The organism is Altererythrobacter rubellus, from assembly GCF_030284385.1.
Classification (GTDB): Bacteria; Pseudomonadota; Alphaproteobacteria; order Sphingomonadales; family Sphingomonadaceae; genus Erythrobacter; species Erythrobacter rubellus.
This window is the reverse complement of the sequence record NZ_CP127221.1, coordinates 1460824-1479249: the sequence shown is the minus strand read 5'-3', so window position 1 is coordinate 1479249 and position 18426 is coordinate 1460824. Positions and strand designations below refer to the sequence as shown.

General features: G+C 57.3%; 18 protein-coding genes. 13 read left to right on the top strand and 5 right to left on the bottom strand.

All coding sequences use genetic code 11. The features are described from left to right. Positions 1–61: 61 nt before the first annotated feature. From pyrG to tpiA, 3 genes are all read right to left on the bottom strand, one after another. Entirely contained in the window at positions 62–1696 is a 1635-nt protein-coding gene (gene pyrG / locus QQX03_RS07465) for a CTP synthase (protein ID WP_285975131.1), read from the bottom strand. Positions 1697–1794: 98 nt separating this feature from the next. After that, positions 1795–2193: a preprotein translocase subunit SecG gene (gene secG, locus QQX03_RS07460; RefSeq protein WP_285975130.1), complete on the bottom strand. Its 399-nt coding sequence runs from the start codon at positions 2191–2193 to the stop codon at positions 1795–1797. A 53-nt stretch (positions 2194–2246) separates the two neighbouring features. After that, the gene (tpiA, locus tag QQX03_RS07455; RefSeq protein ID WP_285975129.1) at positions 2247–3008 is read right to left on the bottom strand and encodes a triose-phosphate isomerase; all 762 of its coding nucleotides are present in this window, start codon (positions 3006–3008) and stop codon (positions 2247–2249) included. A gap of 193 nt (positions 3009–3201) precedes the next feature. On the opposite strand from tpiA, the gene QQX03_RS07450 reads away from it, so the two are divergent. The 10 genes from QQX03_RS07450 to lexA all read left to right on the top strand — a co-directional run bounded on the left by QQX03_RS07450 (position 3202) and on the right by lexA (position 13325). Continuing rightward, positions 3202–5136 (top strand): peptidylprolyl isomerase, encoded by a 1935-nt coding sequence (locus QQX03_RS07450; RefSeq protein ID WP_285975128.1) that lies wholly within the window; start codon positions 3202–3204, stop codon positions 5134–5136. 96 nt (positions 5137–5232) lie between these two features. After that, entirely contained in the window at positions 5233–6675 is a 1443-nt protein-coding gene (gene trpE, locus QQX03_RS07445; protein ID WP_432762849.1) for an anthranilate synthase component I, read from the top strand. Then, on the top strand, positions 6672–7487 hold the full coding sequence (locus QQX03_RS07440) for a phosphodiester glycosidase family protein (RefSeq protein WP_285975127.1): 816 nt from the start codon (positions 6672–6674) through the stop codon (positions 7485–7487). Before trpE ends, QQX03_RS07440 begins: the two co-directional genes overlap by 4 nt. Continuing rightward, positions 7484–8446: a prolyl aminopeptidase gene (gene pip / locus QQX03_RS07435; protein ID WP_285975126.1), complete on the top strand. Its 963-nt coding sequence runs from the start codon at positions 7484–7486 to the stop codon at positions 8444–8446. The genes QQX03_RS07440 and pip overlap by 4 nt, the downstream gene beginning before the upstream one ends. Before the next feature lie 48 nt (positions 8447–8494). Further along, on the top strand, positions 8495–9082 hold the full coding sequence (locus QQX03_RS07430; protein WP_285975125.1) for an anthranilate synthase component II: 588 nt from the start codon (positions 8495–8497) through the stop codon (positions 9080–9082). After that, complete coding sequence (gene trpD, locus QQX03_RS07425) at positions 9079–10071, top strand: anthranilate phosphoribosyltransferase (protein ID WP_285975124.1); 993 nt, start codon at positions 9079–9081, stop codon at positions 10069–10071. Before QQX03_RS07430 ends, trpD begins: the two co-directional genes overlap by 4 nt. Beyond that, a complete protein-coding gene (trpC, locus tag QQX03_RS07420) occupies positions 10072–10857 on the top strand; it encodes an indole-3-glycerol phosphate synthase TrpC (RefSeq protein WP_285975123.1) in 786 nt (261 codons plus the stop codon). It abuts the gene before it with no gap. A gap of 22 nt (positions 10858–10879) precedes the next feature. After that, positions 10880–11353 (top strand): cyclic pyranopterin monophosphate synthase MoaC, encoded by a 474-nt coding sequence (moaC, locus tag QQX03_RS07415; protein WP_285975122.1) that lies wholly within the window; start codon positions 10880–10882, stop codon positions 11351–11353. Between the two features lie 2 nt (positions 11354–11355). Continuing rightward, the gene (locus QQX03_RS07410) at positions 11356–12552 is read left to right on the top strand and encodes a molybdopterin molybdotransferase MoeA (RefSeq protein ID WP_285975121.1); all 1197 of its coding nucleotides are present in this window, start codon (positions 11356–11358) and stop codon (positions 12550–12552) included. Positions 12553–12638: 86 nt separating this feature from the next. Then, a complete protein-coding gene (gene lexA, locus QQX03_RS07405; protein WP_285975120.1) occupies positions 12639–13325 on the top strand; it encodes a transcriptional repressor LexA in 687 nt (228 codons plus the stop codon). A 53-nt stretch (positions 13326–13378) separates the two neighbouring features. On the opposite strand, the gene QQX03_RS07400 is transcribed toward lexA, so the two are convergent. Next, the gene (locus QQX03_RS07400) at positions 13379–13654 is read right to left on the bottom strand and encodes a hypothetical protein (RefSeq protein ID WP_285975119.1); all 276 of its coding nucleotides are present in this window, start codon (positions 13652–13654) and stop codon (positions 13379–13381) included. A 414-nt stretch (positions 13655–14068) separates the two neighbouring features. Here QQX03_RS07400 and gltX point away from each other — a divergent pair, with 414 nt between their 5' ends. From gltX to QQX03_RS07385, 3 genes are read left to right on the top strand one after another with little or no spacing between them, the layout of a single operon-like run. After that, complete coding sequence (gltX, locus tag QQX03_RS07395; protein ID WP_285975118.1) at positions 14069–15502, top strand: glutamate--tRNA ligase; 1434 nt, start codon at positions 14069–14071, stop codon at positions 15500–15502. Positions 15503–15530: 28 nt separating this feature from the next. Further along, positions 15531–16817 carry a citrate synthase gene (locus QQX03_RS07390; protein WP_285975117.1) on the top strand — a complete coding sequence of 429 codons (1287 nt, stop codon included), beginning with the start codon at positions 15531–15533 and terminating at the stop codon, positions 16815–16817. A gap of 30 nt (positions 16818–16847) precedes the next feature. After that, entirely contained in the window at positions 16848–17030 is a 183-nt protein-coding gene (locus QQX03_RS07385) for a hypothetical protein (protein WP_285975116.1), read from the top strand. A gap of 11 nt (positions 17031–17041) precedes the next feature. On the opposite strand, the gene QQX03_RS07380 is transcribed toward QQX03_RS07385, so the two are convergent. Further along, on the bottom strand, positions 17042–18424 hold the full coding sequence (locus QQX03_RS07380; protein WP_285975115.1) for a sensor histidine kinase: 1383 nt from the start codon (positions 18422–18424) through the stop codon (positions 17042–17044). Positions 18425–18426: the final 2 nt, after the last annotated feature.

Sequence of the window (18426 nt, the reverse complement as noted above, 5' to 3'; positions counted from 1 at the left end):
AAACACCCATCTCGATCATGCCTGAAATTGCAGAATTAGCTGATTGCCCCTCAGTTAAGGATCAAACCAGACGTGACTGTTCCAAAGCAGCCGCCACGAATCCGGCAAAAAGCGGATGCGGATCGAACGGTCTTGATTTCAGTTCAGGGTGGAATTGAACCCCAATAAACCAAGGGTGATCCGGTCGTTCGATAATCTCTGGCAACAGTCCGTCAGGCGACATGCCCGAGAAAACCAACCCGCTCTTTTCAAGCGGATCAATGTATGCACCGTTCACCTCATAGCGATGGCGATGGCGCTCTGATATCTCGACAGCACCGCCGTAGACGCGCGAAACATGACTGTTGGCAGACAGTTTCGCATCATATGCGCCAAGCCGCATGGTGCCTCCAAGGTCGCCGCCCGCTTCACGGGTTTGCAGACCTTCCTCGCTCATCCACTCTTCAATGATGCCGACAACCGGCTCCTCAGTCGGGCCAAATTCGGTCGAGGATGCAGCCTCAAAGCCGGCATTCCGTGCCGCTTCGACGCAGGCCATCTGCATACCCAGACAGATTCCAAAGAAGGGAACGTAACGCTCGCGAGCGAACTTGACGCTGGCAATCTTGCCCTCGCTGCCACGCTCGCCAAAACCGCCAGGGACCAGAATGCCATGGAGTGGCTCTAGCTTGGTGGCGAGCTCTGTATCATCGCCTTCGAAGACTTCGGCATCGATCCACTTGATGTTGACCTTGGTACGGTTGGCAATTCCCCCATGAACAAGCGCTTCATTGAGCGATTTGTACGCATCAGGCAGGCCGACATATTTGCCAACTACACCGATTGTAACTTCGCCTTCGGGATTGAAGTACCGGTCTGTCACATCGTCCCATGCTGTCAGATCGGGTTCTGGTGCATCGGTGATTCCAAAAGCGCGCAAGACTTCTGCGTCCAGGCCTTCGCTATGATATTGCAAGGGCACAGAATAAATCGACGGCGCATCAAGCGCCTGAATCACGCTTTCAGTCCGTACGTTGCAGAATAGCGCGATCTTGCGACGTTCGCCTTCGGGGATTTCATGCTCGGCCCGACAAAGCAAAACGTCCGGTTTGATGCCAAGGCTCGCCAATTCGCGCACCGAATGCTGCGTAGGCTTTGTCTTCAGTTCCCCGGCAGCGGCGAGATAGGGCACCAGCGTGACATGCACCGATACAGTCTGTTGTGGCTCCAGCTCATTTCTTAGCTGACGTATGGCTTCTATGAATGGCAGCGATTCGATGTCGCCCACCGTTCCGCCAATCTCGCACAGGATAAAATCGTGATCGTCCTGGTCCGACAGGGCGAATTCCTTTATCGCGTCGGTCACATGGGGGATCACCTGGACTGTCGCGCCAAGGTAGTCACCGCGGCGCTCTTTCGCGATGATATCGCGATATACACGGCCAGACGTGATATTGTCCGCCTGGCGCGCAGAGACGCCGGTAAACCGCTCATAGTGGCCGAGATCGAGGTCGGTCTCAGCACCGTCATCCGTAACGTAGACTTCGCCATGCTGATACGGGCTCATGGTGCCCGGATCGACATTGAGATAGGGGTCGAACTTGCGAATGCGGACTTTGAATCCGCGTGCTTGCAGCAAAGCACCTAGGCTTGCTGCCATTAGACCTTTTCCGAGCGAGGAGACCACGCCGCCGGTGATAAATATGTACCGCGCCATGGGAGTTGAGCCTTAAGCCCCTAACTGGATTCGTGGCAAGCAAATTGCAGCAACGATTGTGCGCAATCCACAAGTCTGGCTGAAAGTATGGTGAGAATTTACTCGGCAACGTCGGAAAGGGGGTCGTCCGACGCTGGCGCTTCTTGCACAGGCGCAAGCGGATCTGCAGCCGGCGCCAATGGATCGGCAGACACCACAGAACGATCGATTGTTGTGGTGATTTCGTCCCCGCCAACAGTCCCTACCGCGACCGCAGCCAAAGTGATCGACAAGGCGACAAAGGCAATCGCGAGCCAGCGGGTCGAACGCGTCAGAAAGTCTGCTGCACCGCGCGCGCCCATCAAGCCGCCAGGGCTACCGCCGCCAATTCCCAAACCTCCGCCTTCGGAACGTTGCATCAGAATTACGCCCACAAGCGCAGCCGCGACAACGGCTTGAACGACAGTCAGGAAAAGAAACAGCGACATGATAATCCCAGTAAAGTTGCTGTGCGCCATTTAGGGGCGCGAACGGCAATGAACAAGTGTTTGTGGTCAGACCCGCCTGCCCATTAGGCTTCTGGCGCGTCTCCAGCGGCAAGTGCGATACCGAAGAAGCTGTCCGCTGTCAGGCTGGCTCCACCGACTAGCGCGCCGCCAACTTCCTGTGTCGAGAGAATTTCACGCGCGTTCTCGGGGTTCACTGATCCGCCATACAAAATGCGCACACCGGTGCCCTGCTCTTCACCATAGAGCTTGACCAACAGCTTGCGAATCTCCGCATGCATTTCTGCAATATCGTCTGGCGTCGCAGAGTTTCCGGTGCCGATCGCCCAAATAGGCTCGTAAGCGACAGTCAGAATGTCTCCTGCATTGTCCAGTTCTGGAAGTGAAGATTTCAGCTGCTTGGTTACGAAGGATGCCGCCTCTCCGGCTTCGCGGGTCTTGGCGTCTTCGCCGCAACACATGATCACCTGCATCCCGGCATCCAGCGCAGATTGCGCTTTTTCGCGAACCAGATCGTTGCTTTCTGCGTGGCCTTGGCGACGCTCGCTGTGACCAACGATCACAAACTTCGCGCCGGCATCAGCCAGCATTGGCGCAGAAATGTCACCGGTAAACGCACCTTCGTCACCAGGATGGCAGTCCTGCGCACCAACACCGATTTGCTCCACTTCGCGATGCACGGCATGAATCAGCGTATAAGGCGGCGCGATAGCCACCTCCACTTTCATGTGGCGCTGCGCGGCGCGATCAATGGCCCGCGCTTCGGAGAGCATGGCGCGCGTGCCATTCATTTTCCAATTGCCAACAATAAAAGGCCGACTGGCCATAGGGGTTTTCCTGTGCTTTCGAATCTTGGCCCTGTTATAGGGCGATCGGGGCCGGTCCCGCTAGCCGACCTTGCACAATCAGTCAAAACCGTGGGCAACCTGTTGCGGCAAGAACTCAGGGCCGATAAAGCGCAGCGATCAATTTCATCCACCGGCCGCCCATTAGGTCGACAATCGCGGAATACTCGCATTCATGATTAGCATCTTTCGCAACTTTTTCAGCTCGAAGCTTGGTCTGAGCCTGACTTTAGGCTTCCTCGGTCTCATCGCCTTTGCCTTCGCCAGCAGTGATGTAGCCAATCAGGCCACATTTGGCGGTGTGTCAGGCGGAGATCGCGTCGCTGTGGTGGGTGATGAAAAGATCGGCAATGCCGACTTTAGCCGCGCTGTAGCCAATGCCGTCGATCAGGTTCGGCAAGAGAACCCGACCATAACTTTGCCTGTCTTCGCTGCCCAAGGAGGGTTCGAAGAGGTCCTCGAGCAAATGATCGACCGTTACGCGATCGGTGTCTATGCGAGGAAGTATGACCTGCGTGCCGGTGAAAATCTGGTCAATAGCGAGATTCTGAAGATCCCTGGCTTTCGTGGGCCAGATGGCAACTTCAGTCAGCAATCATTCCAAGAATCGTTGCGCAGACTAAACATGAACGAGGCAATGCTGCGCCGGGAAATTGGAGACAGCCTACTCGCTCGTCAGATCATTTTGCCTGGGCTAAGTGGCGCACAAATGCCGCAAAAATTCGCAATGCGTTACGCATCGCTTTTACGTGAAAGGCGTGAAGGCTCGGTGGCCTTCATTCCCAGCGCTTCCTTCGCTCCCGGTGGCGATCCGAACGAACAGCAGCTGAGTGCCTATTACGAGGAAAATCGTGGTGACTACATTCGGCCGGAGCGCCGTGTCATTCGTTACGCAATGTTCGGTGTTGAGAATCTTGATACAGATGTGACGCCAACCGATGAAGAGATCGCAGCTCGCTATGAACGTGACCGCGCTCTTTATGCGGTAAGCGAAGATCGCACGATCACACAACTGATTGTTCCAACACAGGATGCCGCCAATAGCATTCGTGACCGTGTGAATGGCGGCGCTTCATTAGCTAGCGTTGCCCGTGAAGCCGGATTCAGCACCACACAAATCGGCCCGATTAACAAGGAAGACTACGGCAATCAGGCGTCAGACGCCGTGGCGACGGCAGTTTTTGCAGCATCGCGCGGCCTGATCGCACAGCCAGCACGCAGCTCTTTGGGCTGGCACGTTGTGCGGGTAGACAATGTAACCAGTATCGCTGGCCGTTCATTGGCGACCGTCACTCCCGAGATCCGTGAGCAATTGCTTCAGGAAAAACGCGCCTTTGCCTTGGCGGATCTGAGCGCACGCATTGAAGAGCAGGTCGATAGCGGCGTTGCCCTCTCGCAGGTCGCGCAGGAACTTGAGGTCGAGATCAGCTCGACGGCCCCGATTACAGCGGATGGCCAGATTTATGGTGTACCTGGCGCACAGTTGCCACCGCAATTGGTTGGCGCGGTCAACACTGCGTTCCAGATGGACGAAGGCGAACCGCAATTGGCGGAAATCGCGCGTGGCACGACCTTCATGATCTTCGAAGTATCGGACATAACACAATCTGCTGCGGCACCCTTGGATGAAATCCGCGAACAGATTGTGCTTAGCTGGCGTCTCGCAGAAGGGGCCGAACTGGCCCGCGCCACCGCTGATCGTGTGATCGAACGGGTTGGTGCAAATTCCAGCCTGGCTGCGGCTATGGGTGAAGAGGAAACACCGCTTCCTCCGGTTGATGAACTCAATATCAATCGCCAGCAATTGGTCGCGCAAGGACAACAAATCCCGCCAGCTTTGGCGTTGATGTTCAGTATGGCCGAAGGCACGACCAAACGTCTGGAAGCGCCGAACGATCTTGGTTGGTTTGTTGTTGATCTGACCGACATCGAAACCCCTGAAATTGCAGCCAATGATCCGATCATCGCGGCTTCGCGCCAGCAATTGCGCGGTGCCATCGGTGACGAGCTTGCACAGCAGATGACCCGCGCGATGCGGCAAGAGCTGGGCGTGGAAACAAACTCAGCCGCGCTCGAAGCGGTCAAACGTCAGATGACCGGCGAGATCTAAGAAAGCAGGCATTTGTCCTCAATTGAAACCGGAACCTATTTGCCTGAGAACTCCGCGGCGGCGAGATTGGCGCTCGCCGCGGGACGACCGGCGTTGGTGTGGCGAAAGGTTATCGCCGATGCGGAAACCCCCGTTGGTGCAGCTGCGAAACTGATTGAGCCTGAGCGCGGTGATTTCCTGCTTGAATCAGTCGAAGGCGGCGAAGTGCGCGGGCGATATAGCCTGCTCGGCCTTGACCCCGATCTGGTGTTCAGAGCGCGCGGAGACAGTGCTGAGATAAACCGCAGGTGGCGCCAGGATCGCGATGGGTTTGCCTCATGCGATCAACCAAGCCTGGATGCTCTGCGATCACTCGCGGAAAGCTGCCGCATTGAAGTTCCGGAAGAATTGCCACCCGCCCTTGCCTGCCTGGTTGGCTACTTTGGCTTTGAAACAGTTGGGCTGGTAGAGGATTTGCCGCGCGCGCCAGTCAGCGAACTCGATCTGCCGGACATGTTGTTTGTCCGGCCAACCATCATCCTGGTATTCGATGGATTGAGCGATGCGCTGTTTGCAATCGCGCCGATTTGGCAGGCAGACAAGGCGGACGCGGCGATCGAGCGCGCGGGGAAACGGATCGACGAAGTGCTGCGGCAACTCACAGATGCCAAAGCTCCGCGTCAAAGAGTTGATCATCTGCCGGACATGTCGTTGGAGCCGGTCATTCCCGCAGACGACTACAAAGACATTGTGCTACGCGCGAAGGATTACATAACGGCGGGTGACATCTTTCAGGTGGTTTTGGCCCAGAGATTCACTTGCCCTTTTCCCCTGCCGCCGATTGAACTCTACCGCGCATTGCGCCGCGTAAACCCTTCACCCTTCCTTTATTTCCTCGACCTGCCTGGCTTTTCTGTTGTCGGTTCAAGCCCGGAAATTCTCGTCAGAGTGCGAGACGGTGAAGTCACAATTCGCCCGATTGCCGGAACACGGCCTCGCGGCGTAAACACAGCAGAAGACAACGCCAATGAAGCAAGCCTGCTGGCTGATCCCAAGGAACGGGCAGAGCATCTGATGCTGCTTGATCTGGGCCGCAATGACGTGGGACGGGTGGCCTCAAAGGGATCGGTGGAGGTCACCGACAGCTTCACAATCGAACGCTACAGCCACGTTATGCATATTGTCAGCAATGTTGTCGGAAAACTGGACGCTTCCTGCGATGCGATTGACGCGGTTTTCGCAGGGTTTCCGGCCGGCACAGTCAGTGGTGCGCCCAAGATCCGCGCTTGCGAGATCATCGCCGAGCTGGAACCCGAAGCGCGCGGCGCCTACGCCGGCGGCGTAGGGTATTTCGCGCCTGACGGTTCGGTTGACAGCTGCATCGTGCTGCGCACAGCGGTGGTCAAAGATGGCATCATGCATGTGCAAGCCGGCGCAGGCATCGTCGCCGATAGCGATCCAGATTACGAATTGGCCGAATGCAAAGCCAAGGCTGGGGCGTTGATCGCGGCAGCGCGTGAGGCAGCGAGCGTCGCCAGCGAACCAGAGTTTGGCCAATGAAGCGGCTGCTTTTTCTCAGCTTGTTTGCGGTCCCCCTGTCAGGTTGCGAATTACAAGGCGGCGAGCCTGTCACGCGGACCGAGATCGGATCGGGTTCCGAAACCCGCGTTGCGTTGCGGCGCGAAGTCTCGGCTTGCGAAGTCTTGATATTCGAAGATGTGCCGCTTACCCACTGTGTAGCTGACCCAGTAAAACACAATATTTCCACCGTTCTGGCTGATCCGAACGGCACACCATATCGCTCGCTCAAGACCTATGGCGAAGCATTGGGCAAGGATGCGGCTGTCGTTGCCTTCGCGATGAATGGCGGGGTGTTTGAGAACGACGGAAAAACAGTCGGTTATTACGTCGAAGAGGGTCAACGACTAGAAGAGCTCAACCTCGGCGACGGCACGGGAAATTTTTATCTGAAGCCCAATGGCGTGTTCTTCGGCACAGACGGCAGGTGGGAAATCCGCACCAGCACCAATTTTCTCTACAATGTCAGCGATCGCCCGCAGTTTGGCACGCAATCTGGGCCCATGCTCGTGATCGACGGGCAATTGCATCCCGAGATTCAGGACGATGGTCCCTCCAAGATAATCCGCAACGGCGTGGGCATCGACGCGGAGGGTAAAGCGCATTTCGTCATTTCAGATGGTGCGCTTAGCTTCGGCCAATTGGCGCGCTATTTCAGGGACGAGTTGCAAACGCCCAATGCGCTTTATCTTGATGGCGGAATTTCCGGCCTTTGGGATCCGGTGACAGAGCGGTTGGACGACACCAACGGCATCGGTCCACTGATCGTTGTGACAAAGAAAGTCAGCGAATGAATTACGAGCGCACTCTCTACCCAGAGATCGAACCTTATGAAACCGGCATGTTCGATGTCGGCGAAGGCCATACGCTGTATTATGAGCGGGTTGGCACACCCGGGACGAAACCGGCGGTTTTTCTGCACGGCGGCCCCGGCGGCGGCATCAGCGAGAAAAATCGCCGCCAATGGGATCCTGCGCTTTACGACGTGCTACTGTTCGATCAGCGCGGCTGCGGCAAATCGCTGCCCTTCGCAGAGGTCGAACAAAACGACACATGGCGGATCGTTTCCGACATCGAGAGACTGCGTGAAATGTGCGGGCACGATAGCTGGCAGGTGTTTGGCGGCAGTTGGGGTGCAACCCTTTCGCTTGCCTATGCGCAGACGCACCCCGAACGCTGCGACGAGCTGGTTCTGCGCGGCGTGTTCCTGGCGCGGCAAAAGGAAAAGAACTGGCTCTACAGCTATGGCGCAAGCGAGATCATGGCAGAACAATGGGATCAGTTCACCGGCCTTATCCCTAAGCACGAGCGCGGCGACCTGGTCAAAGCCTATTACAACCGCCTGACTAGTGACGACGAAGCGACCCGGCTTGCCGCTGCGCGAGAATGGTCATTATGGGAAGGCAGCGTTGCAACCTTGCTGCCCGATCCTGACTTACTAGCTGCCTTTGCCGATCCGGCGAAAGCGGTTCCGTTTGCGCGCATCTGCGCGAAGTTCTTTCTGGAAGACTTCTATTTCGACGAAGCGCAATTGCTGACAAATGCGCACAAATTGAAAGGCATTCCCGGTATAATCGTGCAGGGCCGTCACGACATTTGCTGCCCACCGACTTCGGCATGGGAATTGAAGAAAGCCTGGCCCGAGGTGGACCTGCGCATCTTCCATGATGGTGGGCATAGCGCCTATGAACCGGGCATCGTCGATGGCCTCGTCCGTGCGACCGATGAATTGGCGGGGAAAACCTCCGCGTAGCAAAACTTTCTTGATCGCGGGCAAGCAAACCGCGAAGGCGGCATCGCAATGATCCTTGTTATCGACAATTACGACAGCTTCACGTTCAACCTGGTCCACTATTTGATGGAACTGGGCGCAGAGGTGCGGGTTGAGCGAAATGATGCGCTTAGCGCGGCTGACGCGTTGCAAACCAATGCCGCAGGTTTTTTGATTTCGCCCGGCCCATGCACGCCCAATGAAGCTGGCATTAGCCTGGATCTAGTTGCAGCATGTGCAGATGCCCGTAGGCCTCTCTTGGGAGTGTGTCTTGGACACCAGTCCATCGGACAGCATTTTGGCGGGCGGGTTGAACGCGGCGGCCTGATGCACGGAAAGACTTCACCGGTGTCGCATGACGGTTCCGGTTTGTTCGCCGGCCTGCCCTCGCCCTTTACCGCGACACGCTATCACAGCTTGGTGGTGCAGGATCAGTCAGAGGAGCTAGTGGTCAATGCGACGTCGGATGACGGCTACACAATGGGGTTCCGCCACCGCGATTTGCCGATCCACGGCGTACAGTTTCACCCGGAAAGCATCGCGACCGAACATGGGCATGCGCTGCTGGCGAATTTCCTGCGCGAATGCGGCATCGAAACGAAAGAACTGGCAGAATGAAGACACTTCCCCTCGCAGTCCCGCATATGAGCGAAGCCGAGGCTGAAGAAGTCTTCGGCTGGATACTGGACGGCGATGCTTCCGATGAAGAAATCTCGCGTTTCCTGCTGGCGATGACCGAGCGCAGCGAAACAGCAGAAGAAATAGCCGGCGCTGCACGGGCATTGCGCGCGCGGCTGATTCCGATCGAAGCACCCGAAGGTGCGGTCGATTGCTGTGGAACCGGCGGCGACGGGCATCACACGCTCAACGTTTCGACTGCCGTCTCTCTGGTTGTGGCGGCTTGCGGCGTGCCAGTGGCAAAGCATGGCAACCGTGCGGCGTCCAGCAAGTCCGGCGCAGCAGATACGCTCGAAGCACTCGGTCTCGACATGGACGCAGCAGGACGAACAGCCGAAAAGACGCTCTCCGAAATCGGCATCTGCTTCCTTTTTGCGAAGAACCACCACCCTGCGATGGGTCGCATTCAGCCAATCCGCCAGAAATTGGGCAAGCGCACGATCTTCAACCTGATGGGGCCGCTTTCCAATCCGGCAAGCGTTGCCCGCCAACTGATCGGCATTGCCCGACCCGCCTATGTGCCGATCTACGCAGATGCCAAAGCGCGTCTGGGGACAGAGCGCACATTCATTGTCTCCGGAGATGAGGGCCTCGACGAACTGAGCCTAGCCGGCGGAAACGAACTTGCTGATGTAACCGGAAGCGAGTTTGAAATGCGCCGGGTCGATGCAGGCATGGTGGGCTTGCCGCATGCTCCGGTAGAGGCCATTCGCGGCGGCGATGCGACACACAATGCTAAAGCTTTGAAAGCACTCCTCGAGGGCACACCGGGGCCCTATCGCGATGCGGTGTTGCTCAATGCTTCAGCGACGCTGATCGTAGCGGGTAGAACGGATGACTGGGGCACCGGAGCTGAGATGGCAGCCGAAGCGCTTGATAGCGGCAAGGCGGCGCAAATGCTCTCTCGCTGGATTGAGCTGGCTCAGTAAATGAACAAGCTTGAGGAAATCTGCGCCAATAAGCGGATCGAAGTGGCTCAGCGCCGCGCCGAGCGTTCTGTCACCGCGCTGGATCATCGTGCCGCTGGCCAATCGGTCCCGCGCGGGTTCGAAGCAGCACTCCGCATCAAAGCCGAAACCGGTTTTGCGCTGATCGCGGAGATCAAGAAAGCCTCCCCCTCGAAAGGATTGATACGCGCGAATTTTCAGCCGGTAGACCATGCCAAGGCCTATGAAGCAGGCGGCGCGATGTGTCTGTCAGTCCTCACCGACGCACCCTATTTTCAAGGGCATGAAGATTACCTCAAGGCTGCCCGCACGGCTTGCGACCTCCCAGTGTTGCGCAAGGATTTCATGGTTGACCCATGGCAAGTCGCCGAAGCACGCAGCATCGGCGCGGATGCGATCCTGGTCATTGTTGCAGCTCTGGAAGACTCCGTGATGGCGGAGATCGAGGCAGCTGCGATCGAGCGGAATATGGATGTCCTGGTCGAAGTGCATGACGAGGCCGAGATGGAACGCGCAGCCAAGCTCAAATCGCGGCTGATCGGTGTCAACAATCGCGATCTGAAAACCTTCATCACGGACCTTGCCACGACCGAACGGCTTGCTCCACTTGCGCCCGAAGGAACGTTGCTGGTTGGTGAAAGCGGGATCAACAACCACGCGGATTGCCAGCGATTGGCGGAGGCAGGAATTCGGACGTTCCTGGTCGGCGAAAGCTTGATGCGTCAGGAAGACGTTGAATTGGCAACTCGAGCATTGCTGCAAGGCTGATGATCGGCCAGAAAGGCGATCTATGAGCAAACGCCTGACGCATCTCGATGAGACCGGCACCGCACGCATGGTGGATGTCGGCGCAAAACCGGCCACTCAACGAATGGCGAAAGCGGGCGGAATTATCCGCATGAGCTCAGAGGCCCTGGCCGCGATCAAGGCTGGCGATGCACCCAAGGGAGACGTCTTGGGCACAGCCCGCATTGCGGCGATCATGGCGGCCAAGAAGACAGGCGAGCTGATCCCGCTTTGCCATCCACTCAGCCTTGACGCAGTCAATGTCGAATTCACGTTTGAAGACAACGGCGTGCGCGTTACTGCAACCGCATCGCTCACCGGCAAGACCGGCGTAGAGATGGAAGCCATGATGGCTGCCTCCACAGCGCTGCTGACTGTATATGATATGGCCAAAGCGCTCGATAAAGGCATGGTAATCGGCGAGGTTCGGCTGCTTGAGAAGCTGGGCGGCAAATCCGGCCACTGGACCGCAGACTGACAATGAACGCGATGCTTACATTGGAAGAAGCGCAGGAACGCGTTCTGGCGCTAGCGCCGCAAATGCGGATTGAAACTGTGCCGGTTGAGGCAGCAATCGGGCGATACCTAGCTGAGGATTTGCAAGCACTGCGCACACAACCACCCGCAGATCTCTCCGCGATGGATGGCTATGCGATTGGCGGCGATGCGCCCGGTCCTTGGGTGCTGGTTGGGGAAAGTCGCGCCGGTGCGCCGTTTGATCGCACGTTGTCTCAAGGCGAAACCGTGCGTATTTCGACCGGCGCACATTTACCCAGAGGCGCAGATCGCGTGCTGATCCAGGAGAATGCGCAAGTTACCGATCAAACTGTCGCCTGCTTTAAGGACTTCCCAAACGCATTGCGTCACGTACGCCAACGAGGGTTTGATTTTTCAAAGGGCGACCACGTGTTGCCAGCAGGTACGCGCGTAGGTCCTGCGCAACTAGCGCTGGCACTGGGCGCGGGCCACGGCACCCTCGATGTACGCATTACTCCTAAGGTTGCGGTGCTCGACAGCGGCGATGAATTGGTGGCTGATCCTGCTGAATGCGCAGATCATCATATCCCGGCCAGCAACGGCGCGATGATCGGCGCAATGCTGGCAGAACTGGGCTGTGAAGTGGTGAGGCTCGGACCGGTCCCTGACGATCATGAAGCGCTCGCATTCGCGCTAGCTAAGGCTGGGGACGCAGACATGTTGGTTACCACCGGCGGCGCTTCAGTCGGCGATCATGATCTGATGCGCCCGGCGCTTGAGGCCTGGGGCGCGAGTCTGGACTTCTGGAAAGTCGCAATGAAGCCGGGGAAACCGATCATGGTCGCGACCAAAGGCGCGCAAGTGATCTTCGGACTGCCCGGCAACCCGGTATCGAGCTTCGTCACATGCTTTCTATTCGTGGTGCCGCTTGTACACGCGGCAATGGGAGCAAGTCAGCCCCTACCTTTCAGGACCAACCTGACCGCCGGAAGCACCCTTCCTGGAATTGGATCGCGTCGCGAATTCCTTCGCGCAATTTGGGATGGCGAAACCGTAAGGCTGGCCGACTCGCAAGACTCCTCGGCCCTCGCGGCATTGGCTCATACCAATTGCCTGATCGACCGCCCCGCCCACGCAGTCGAGATCGAAGCGGGAACACCTGTTCCGTGCCTACTGCTGAAAAATGGCGGAATTGCTTGACTTACCGATTTTCGTTGCCTAATTGTTCCGCATTCGTTCACCATAAAGTGTGAGCACAGGACAGGCGCCCATAGGAGGTTTTCGCCATGCTGACGGCAAAGCAGCACGAGTTGATCCGTTTCATCCAGCAGCGTTTGGAAGAGACCGGCATTTCTCCGAGTTTCGAAGAGATGAAAGAAGCGCTTGATCTTAAGAGCAAGTCAGGCGTGCACCGCTTGATTTCAGCATTGGAAGAGCGTGGATTTATCCGGCGCCTGGCCAATCGCGCGCGCGCGCTTGAAGTGATCAAGATGCCGGAAGATGCGACTCCTGTGGGACGTTCTTCGCCGGCAAATGATCTTGTTGCTCGTGTGACCAGCCCTCCCCCAGCAGCGCGCAAAGCTGCCAATGACATTATCGATGTCCCGCTACACGGCCGCATCGCTGCGGGTGCTCCGATTGAAGCGCTGGAGGGCCAGTCAAGCATGCCGGTTCCTGCCGCTCTGCTTGGCCCCGGTGAACATTATGCTCTTGAGGTATCCGGCGACTCGATGATCGAGGCCGGCATTTTCGATGGCGACTATGCCTTGATCAAGCGCGCCGAAAGCGCGCGTGATGGTGAGATTGTCGTGGCGTTGGTTCGCAATGAAGAGGCAACACTCAAATATCTTCGTCGTGAGAATGGCATGATCCGGTTGGATCCCGCGAATGGAGCTTACAGCCCTCAGATCTATCAACCGCACGAAGTCGCGGTGCAAGGAAAGCTTGCAGGGCTGCTTAGGCGTTACCACTAACGATTGTCCCCAGTGCGCGCCGGGACCGTTCCGCTATCTAGCGGTTCCCCGCCCTAATCGGGCTCGGCGCGCCACCACCCATGCTCCCCCTGATGGTCAGCAACCTGCACAATCGATTGTTCGCGAAGTAGGATCGCCAGTCCTCCGGACTGTTCAAGAGACGTGATATCAGCCTTGAACCATCGCGGTTGGCATGAGCGTGGCAGCCATCTGTCCGCAACCACTATGTCGGCCAGCTCGCAAGCAGCGGCAAGGGCGCGTTCTTCAACCCGCATGTTGTTTCGCGCCATCAGCAATTCCCAGTCGTGCCCATCACGCGTGAGTGCCATCTTACAAAATTCAGACGTGCAATATGCACTCGGCCAATCCGCCATGGGAATTGGATCGCCCTTCACGCTCGCTAGCTCCATCAAGTTTTCACGTGCATAATCGGAACGCGTATCACGCAAACTCGCAAGCTGAGCGCCATTCTCCGCAGGATCTCAGGCACCGGTGTCGCCACCAAGATCGCAGCTTCAACTCCAGCAGGAACAAAGCCCAGCAAACGCCACAACCAATCACGGCCCACGGTCAAAACCGGAGGCGCTCAAAAAATGTTCGCACGACGAGGTGAGGCTGGACATGGAAAGCGGCATGCGCCATTGACGCTGCGCTGCAGCATCGCTTGTCTCGGCGGCGCCCCTGTGGGCACCACTGGCGTATGGTGCATGGCCATCCCGGCATAGGAAAGGAAACAACGTCTTATGGCAAGCGAAAGCGGCGCTCGCACCAGGGAAGTGGTGACGCGATTTGCGCCATCCCCCACGGGTTTCCTGCATATCGGCGGAGCGCGGACCGCGTTGTTTAACTGGCTCTATGCCCGCCATCACGGCGGCAAGGCGCTGTTGCGGATTGAAGACACAGACAAGAAGCGCTCGACGCAAGAAGCCATCGATGCGATCCTGGACGCGCTGGATTGGCTAGGGCTCGACTACGATGAAGAGCCGACGTTTCAATCGCAGAGGGCGGATCGCCATGCCGAAGTGGCTAACAAACTGCTTGAGGCAGGCCACGCCTACAAATGCTTCACAACGCCCGAAGATCTTGAGCAAATGCGTGCAGAGCAGCGCGCTAATAAGCTGCCCATGCGCTATGACGGCCGCTGGCGTGATCGTGACCCATCGGAAGCTCCCGCGGGTGCGCCATTCGTAGTTCGCTTAAAGACACCGACTGAAGGTGAGACCTCGATCGATGACGCGGTCCAGGGCCGTGTTACCGTGCGCAACGAAGAGATTGACGATTACATCATACTGCGCGCTGATGGTTCGCCAACATATATGCTGGCGGCTGTGGTCGATGATCATGATATGGGGGTGACCCACGTGATACGGGGCGACGATCATTTGAACAACGCGTTTCGCCAGCTTCCGATTTATCATGCGATGCATGAAATCGAAGGTGATTGGGAGCCGCCAGTCTATGCGCATGTACCGCTGATTCACGGTTCGGATGGGGCAAAGATGTCTAAACGGCACGGCTCGCTCGGTGCGGAAGCCTATCGTGACGAGCATGGCATTCTTCCCGAAGCGCTGTCCAATTACCTGCTTAGACTTGGTTGGGGGCACGGCGACCGCGAAGAGATTTCCCGCGAAGAAGCGATCGAACTGTTCGACTTGAGCGGCGTCGGAAAAAGCCCCTCGCGCTTCGACATGAAGAAGCTCGAGCACTTGAACGGCTGCTACATCCGCGAAGCCGATGACGCGCGGCTGGCCAGTATATGTGCACCTCTGATTGGTTCAGAGATGGATCTGGACCTGCTTACCCGTGCGATGCCAGTGCTGAAAAACCGCGCAAAGAACACCCATGAGCTCGCAGAAGGCGCAGCTTTTCTGTTCAAGCAGCGCCCTCTCGAAATGACCGAGAAGGCGGCAAGTTTGCTGGATGATGGGGCACGCGCAAACCTGAGCACACTTTCCGAGCGCCTGAAGGCGGAAAATAACTGGACAATCGACGCGCTCGAAGCCACTACAAAATCACTCGCCGAAGAACTCGAGCTGGGTCTCGGCAAGCTCGCGCAGCCCCTGCGCGCAGCGCTTACCGGAACGACGACCTCGCCCGGTATTTTCGATGTTCTGGTCCTATTGGGACGGGAAGAGGCTTTGGCCCGGATCGACGCGCAGGCTGCTGCAGCGGGCTGACGTTACGCAGGATTGAAGGAGACGTATTTTGTCGGACACAAACGCGAAACTCGAGCTTGGCGGTCAAACGCACGAGTTCCCTGTTGTTAGTGGCAGTGTTGGCCCAGATGTGGTCGATATCCGGAAGCTTTATGGTCAAACCGGCGCTTTCACTTTCGATCCCGGCTACAAATCAACCGCCAGCTGCGAAAGTGCCCTCACCTATATTGATGGCAATGAAGGCGTTCTGCTGCACCGCGGTTATCCGATCGGTCAACTGGCCGAACATTCAAGCTTCATGGAAGTCTCCTACCTCCTGTTGAACGGCGAGCTGCCGAGCCAGGCTGATCTGGATGACTTCACCTACACGATCACGCGCCACACCATGCTGCATGATCAACTTCGTCAATTCTATCAGGGTTTCCGCCGTGATGCGCACCCTATGGCGATCATGTGCGGCGTGGTCGGCGCGCTTTCGGCTTTCTATCATGACAGCACGGACATCTCTGATCCTGAGCACCGCAAGATCAGCAGCCACCGACTGATTGCGAAAATGCCGACGATTGCGGCAATGGCTTATAAATATTCGATCGGTCAGCCAATGATGCAGCCGGACAATTCATTGAGCTATACCGGCAACTTCCTTCGTATGACCTTTGGTGTGCCCGCCGAAGAGTATGAAGTGCATCCGGCCATCGAGAAGGCGATGGATCGCATTTTCATCCTGCATGCGGACCATGAACAGAACGCTTCTACTTCGACGGTACGCCTTGCCGGCTCGTCTGGCGCCAACCCTTTTGCGTGTATTGCGGCAGGTATCGCGTGCCTGTGGGGCCCGGCACATGGTGGTGCGAACGAAGCCGCGCTTAATATGCTGCAGGAAATCGGATCACCCGATCGCATTCCGCATTATATCGAGCGCGCGAAGGACAAGAACGATCCGTTTCGCCTGATGGGCTTTGGCCACCGCGTCTACAAAAACTATGACCCACGCGCGACTGTCATGCAACAGACGCTGCGTGAAGTGTTTGACGCGCTCAACGTTGACGATCCGGTCTTCGAAACCGCACTTCGCCTCGAAGAGCTCGCGCTGAACGATGACTATTTCCCAGAGAAAAAGCTGTTCCCGAACGTTGACTTCTATTCGGGCATCATTCTCAGCTCGATCGGTTTCCCAACAACGATGTTCACCGCACTCTTCGCTCTCGCACGCACCGTAGGCTGGGTTGCCCAGTGGAATGAAATGATATCCGATCCCGCGCAGGTAATCGGACGTCCGCGCCAACTCTATACAGGCCCGACAGAGCGCGACTATGTGCCGGTGGGTCAGCGCTAAGCCGTGGGAACGCGCATTCTAAAATTCGTCATGATGGTATTCGGCGTCGCGCTGGTGTTGTCAGGCGGATTGTGGGCTCTCCAAGGCCTCGGTATTGTGATGTGGCCTGCGGAAAGCTTTATGCTCGCAGATCGCAGCTGGGCACTTTACGGCGGCATCACCGTGCTTGTCGGACTTGTGCTGCTATGGGGCTCAAGCCGCATCGGGCGTTGAACTGCCGCGATTCAGATTGCCTTTTTACCAGCTGGTAGCTCTAGCGTGAAAATTGCGCCCGTTCCGGGCGTGCTTTTCACGTCGAGAGATCCTGACATTGCCTCCGCCAAACGCCGGGAAATGTAGAGGCCTAAGCCTGATCCACCGTCGCCGGAACGTCCCAGACGTTCAAACTTGGCGAACACACGCTCCTGCTGTCCAGGCGACAGACCGGGGCCTTCGTCTGAAACGGCTATACTGGCCTTGCTGGATCCAACCTTGGAAACCGCAACTGTCACAGTGCTGCCTTCAGGCGAATAGTTGATCGCATTGCCCATCAAATTGAGCACCACCTGCAATATGCGTTTCGCGTCGCCGCGTGCGCTTACTCTCTCGCCAATTTCCGGTCCGACCAATTCGATCGACTTCGCTTGTGCTCTGGCATGCAGCATCTTGATCGCCTGATGCGCGACATCCTCAAGATTAAGGTCTTGTGACACAACCTTGAAATTGGGAGATTCTACCGCTTCCAGATCATTGAGATCATCGAGCAAAGCTGCCAGATGACGTCCAGCGGATGCGATATCACTCGCGTATTCAGCATACTCCTGACGAATCGGTCCAGCCAGACGGCCGCGAATCTTGTCTGCGTTGGCAATGATGCGAGCGACTGGCTGCCGCAGCGCAGGCGCTAGAGCATCCCCGACCAGTTGAGAGCTGCCGCTTTGCTCTCCAGGCTTCTCAGCTTCAATCAGCGGTTGTTCGGCCACCAAAAGCAACTCGAAACCTCTTGGAATGATCTGATCACTGCCAACGGGGATCAGACGTGCAAACCAATTGCGCGGCGATCCCTCAACCTTGCACTTCGCACCGTCAAGCAAACGCCAGTGAAGCGGTTGCTTATAAGCGATATCGACCAGAGTGACATATTCTGTCCAGATTTTGCCGGACGCTTTGCGCGTCTTGCCAAACAGCTGGGCCAGGTCCGGTGCGTCCCCCTCGCCCGCAAGAAGCCGCTGCTTGCCGTCGAGACGCGCGGAAAATTCCGCTGTCGCTCGGTCAATCGCATCCTGACGCGAAGCTGCTTCCCGGTCGTCCTCACCGCCAACGGTTTCGCGGCGCCAATTTTCAATCAGTATTTCGCAGCCGCCGCCTGCTTCATCGCCAGACGGACGAATCCGGACATAGCCGGTGATGCGTCCATCACCATCTGACGCACTGAATTCGCGAGCCAAACGCAATCCCATGGCGCGGCCTTGCTGGACCAGCTCAAGCAGCTCTGGAATGGCGAGCTTGCCTGGCACCGCACCGCCACATCGCTGCTGCAATTCAGCCAAGGGCTGATCCGCTGAAAGCAAACGATCCTCGTGATCGGTGACGCCGCGAGCAGCCAGAAGAGTATCTGGGGTTTCCACGG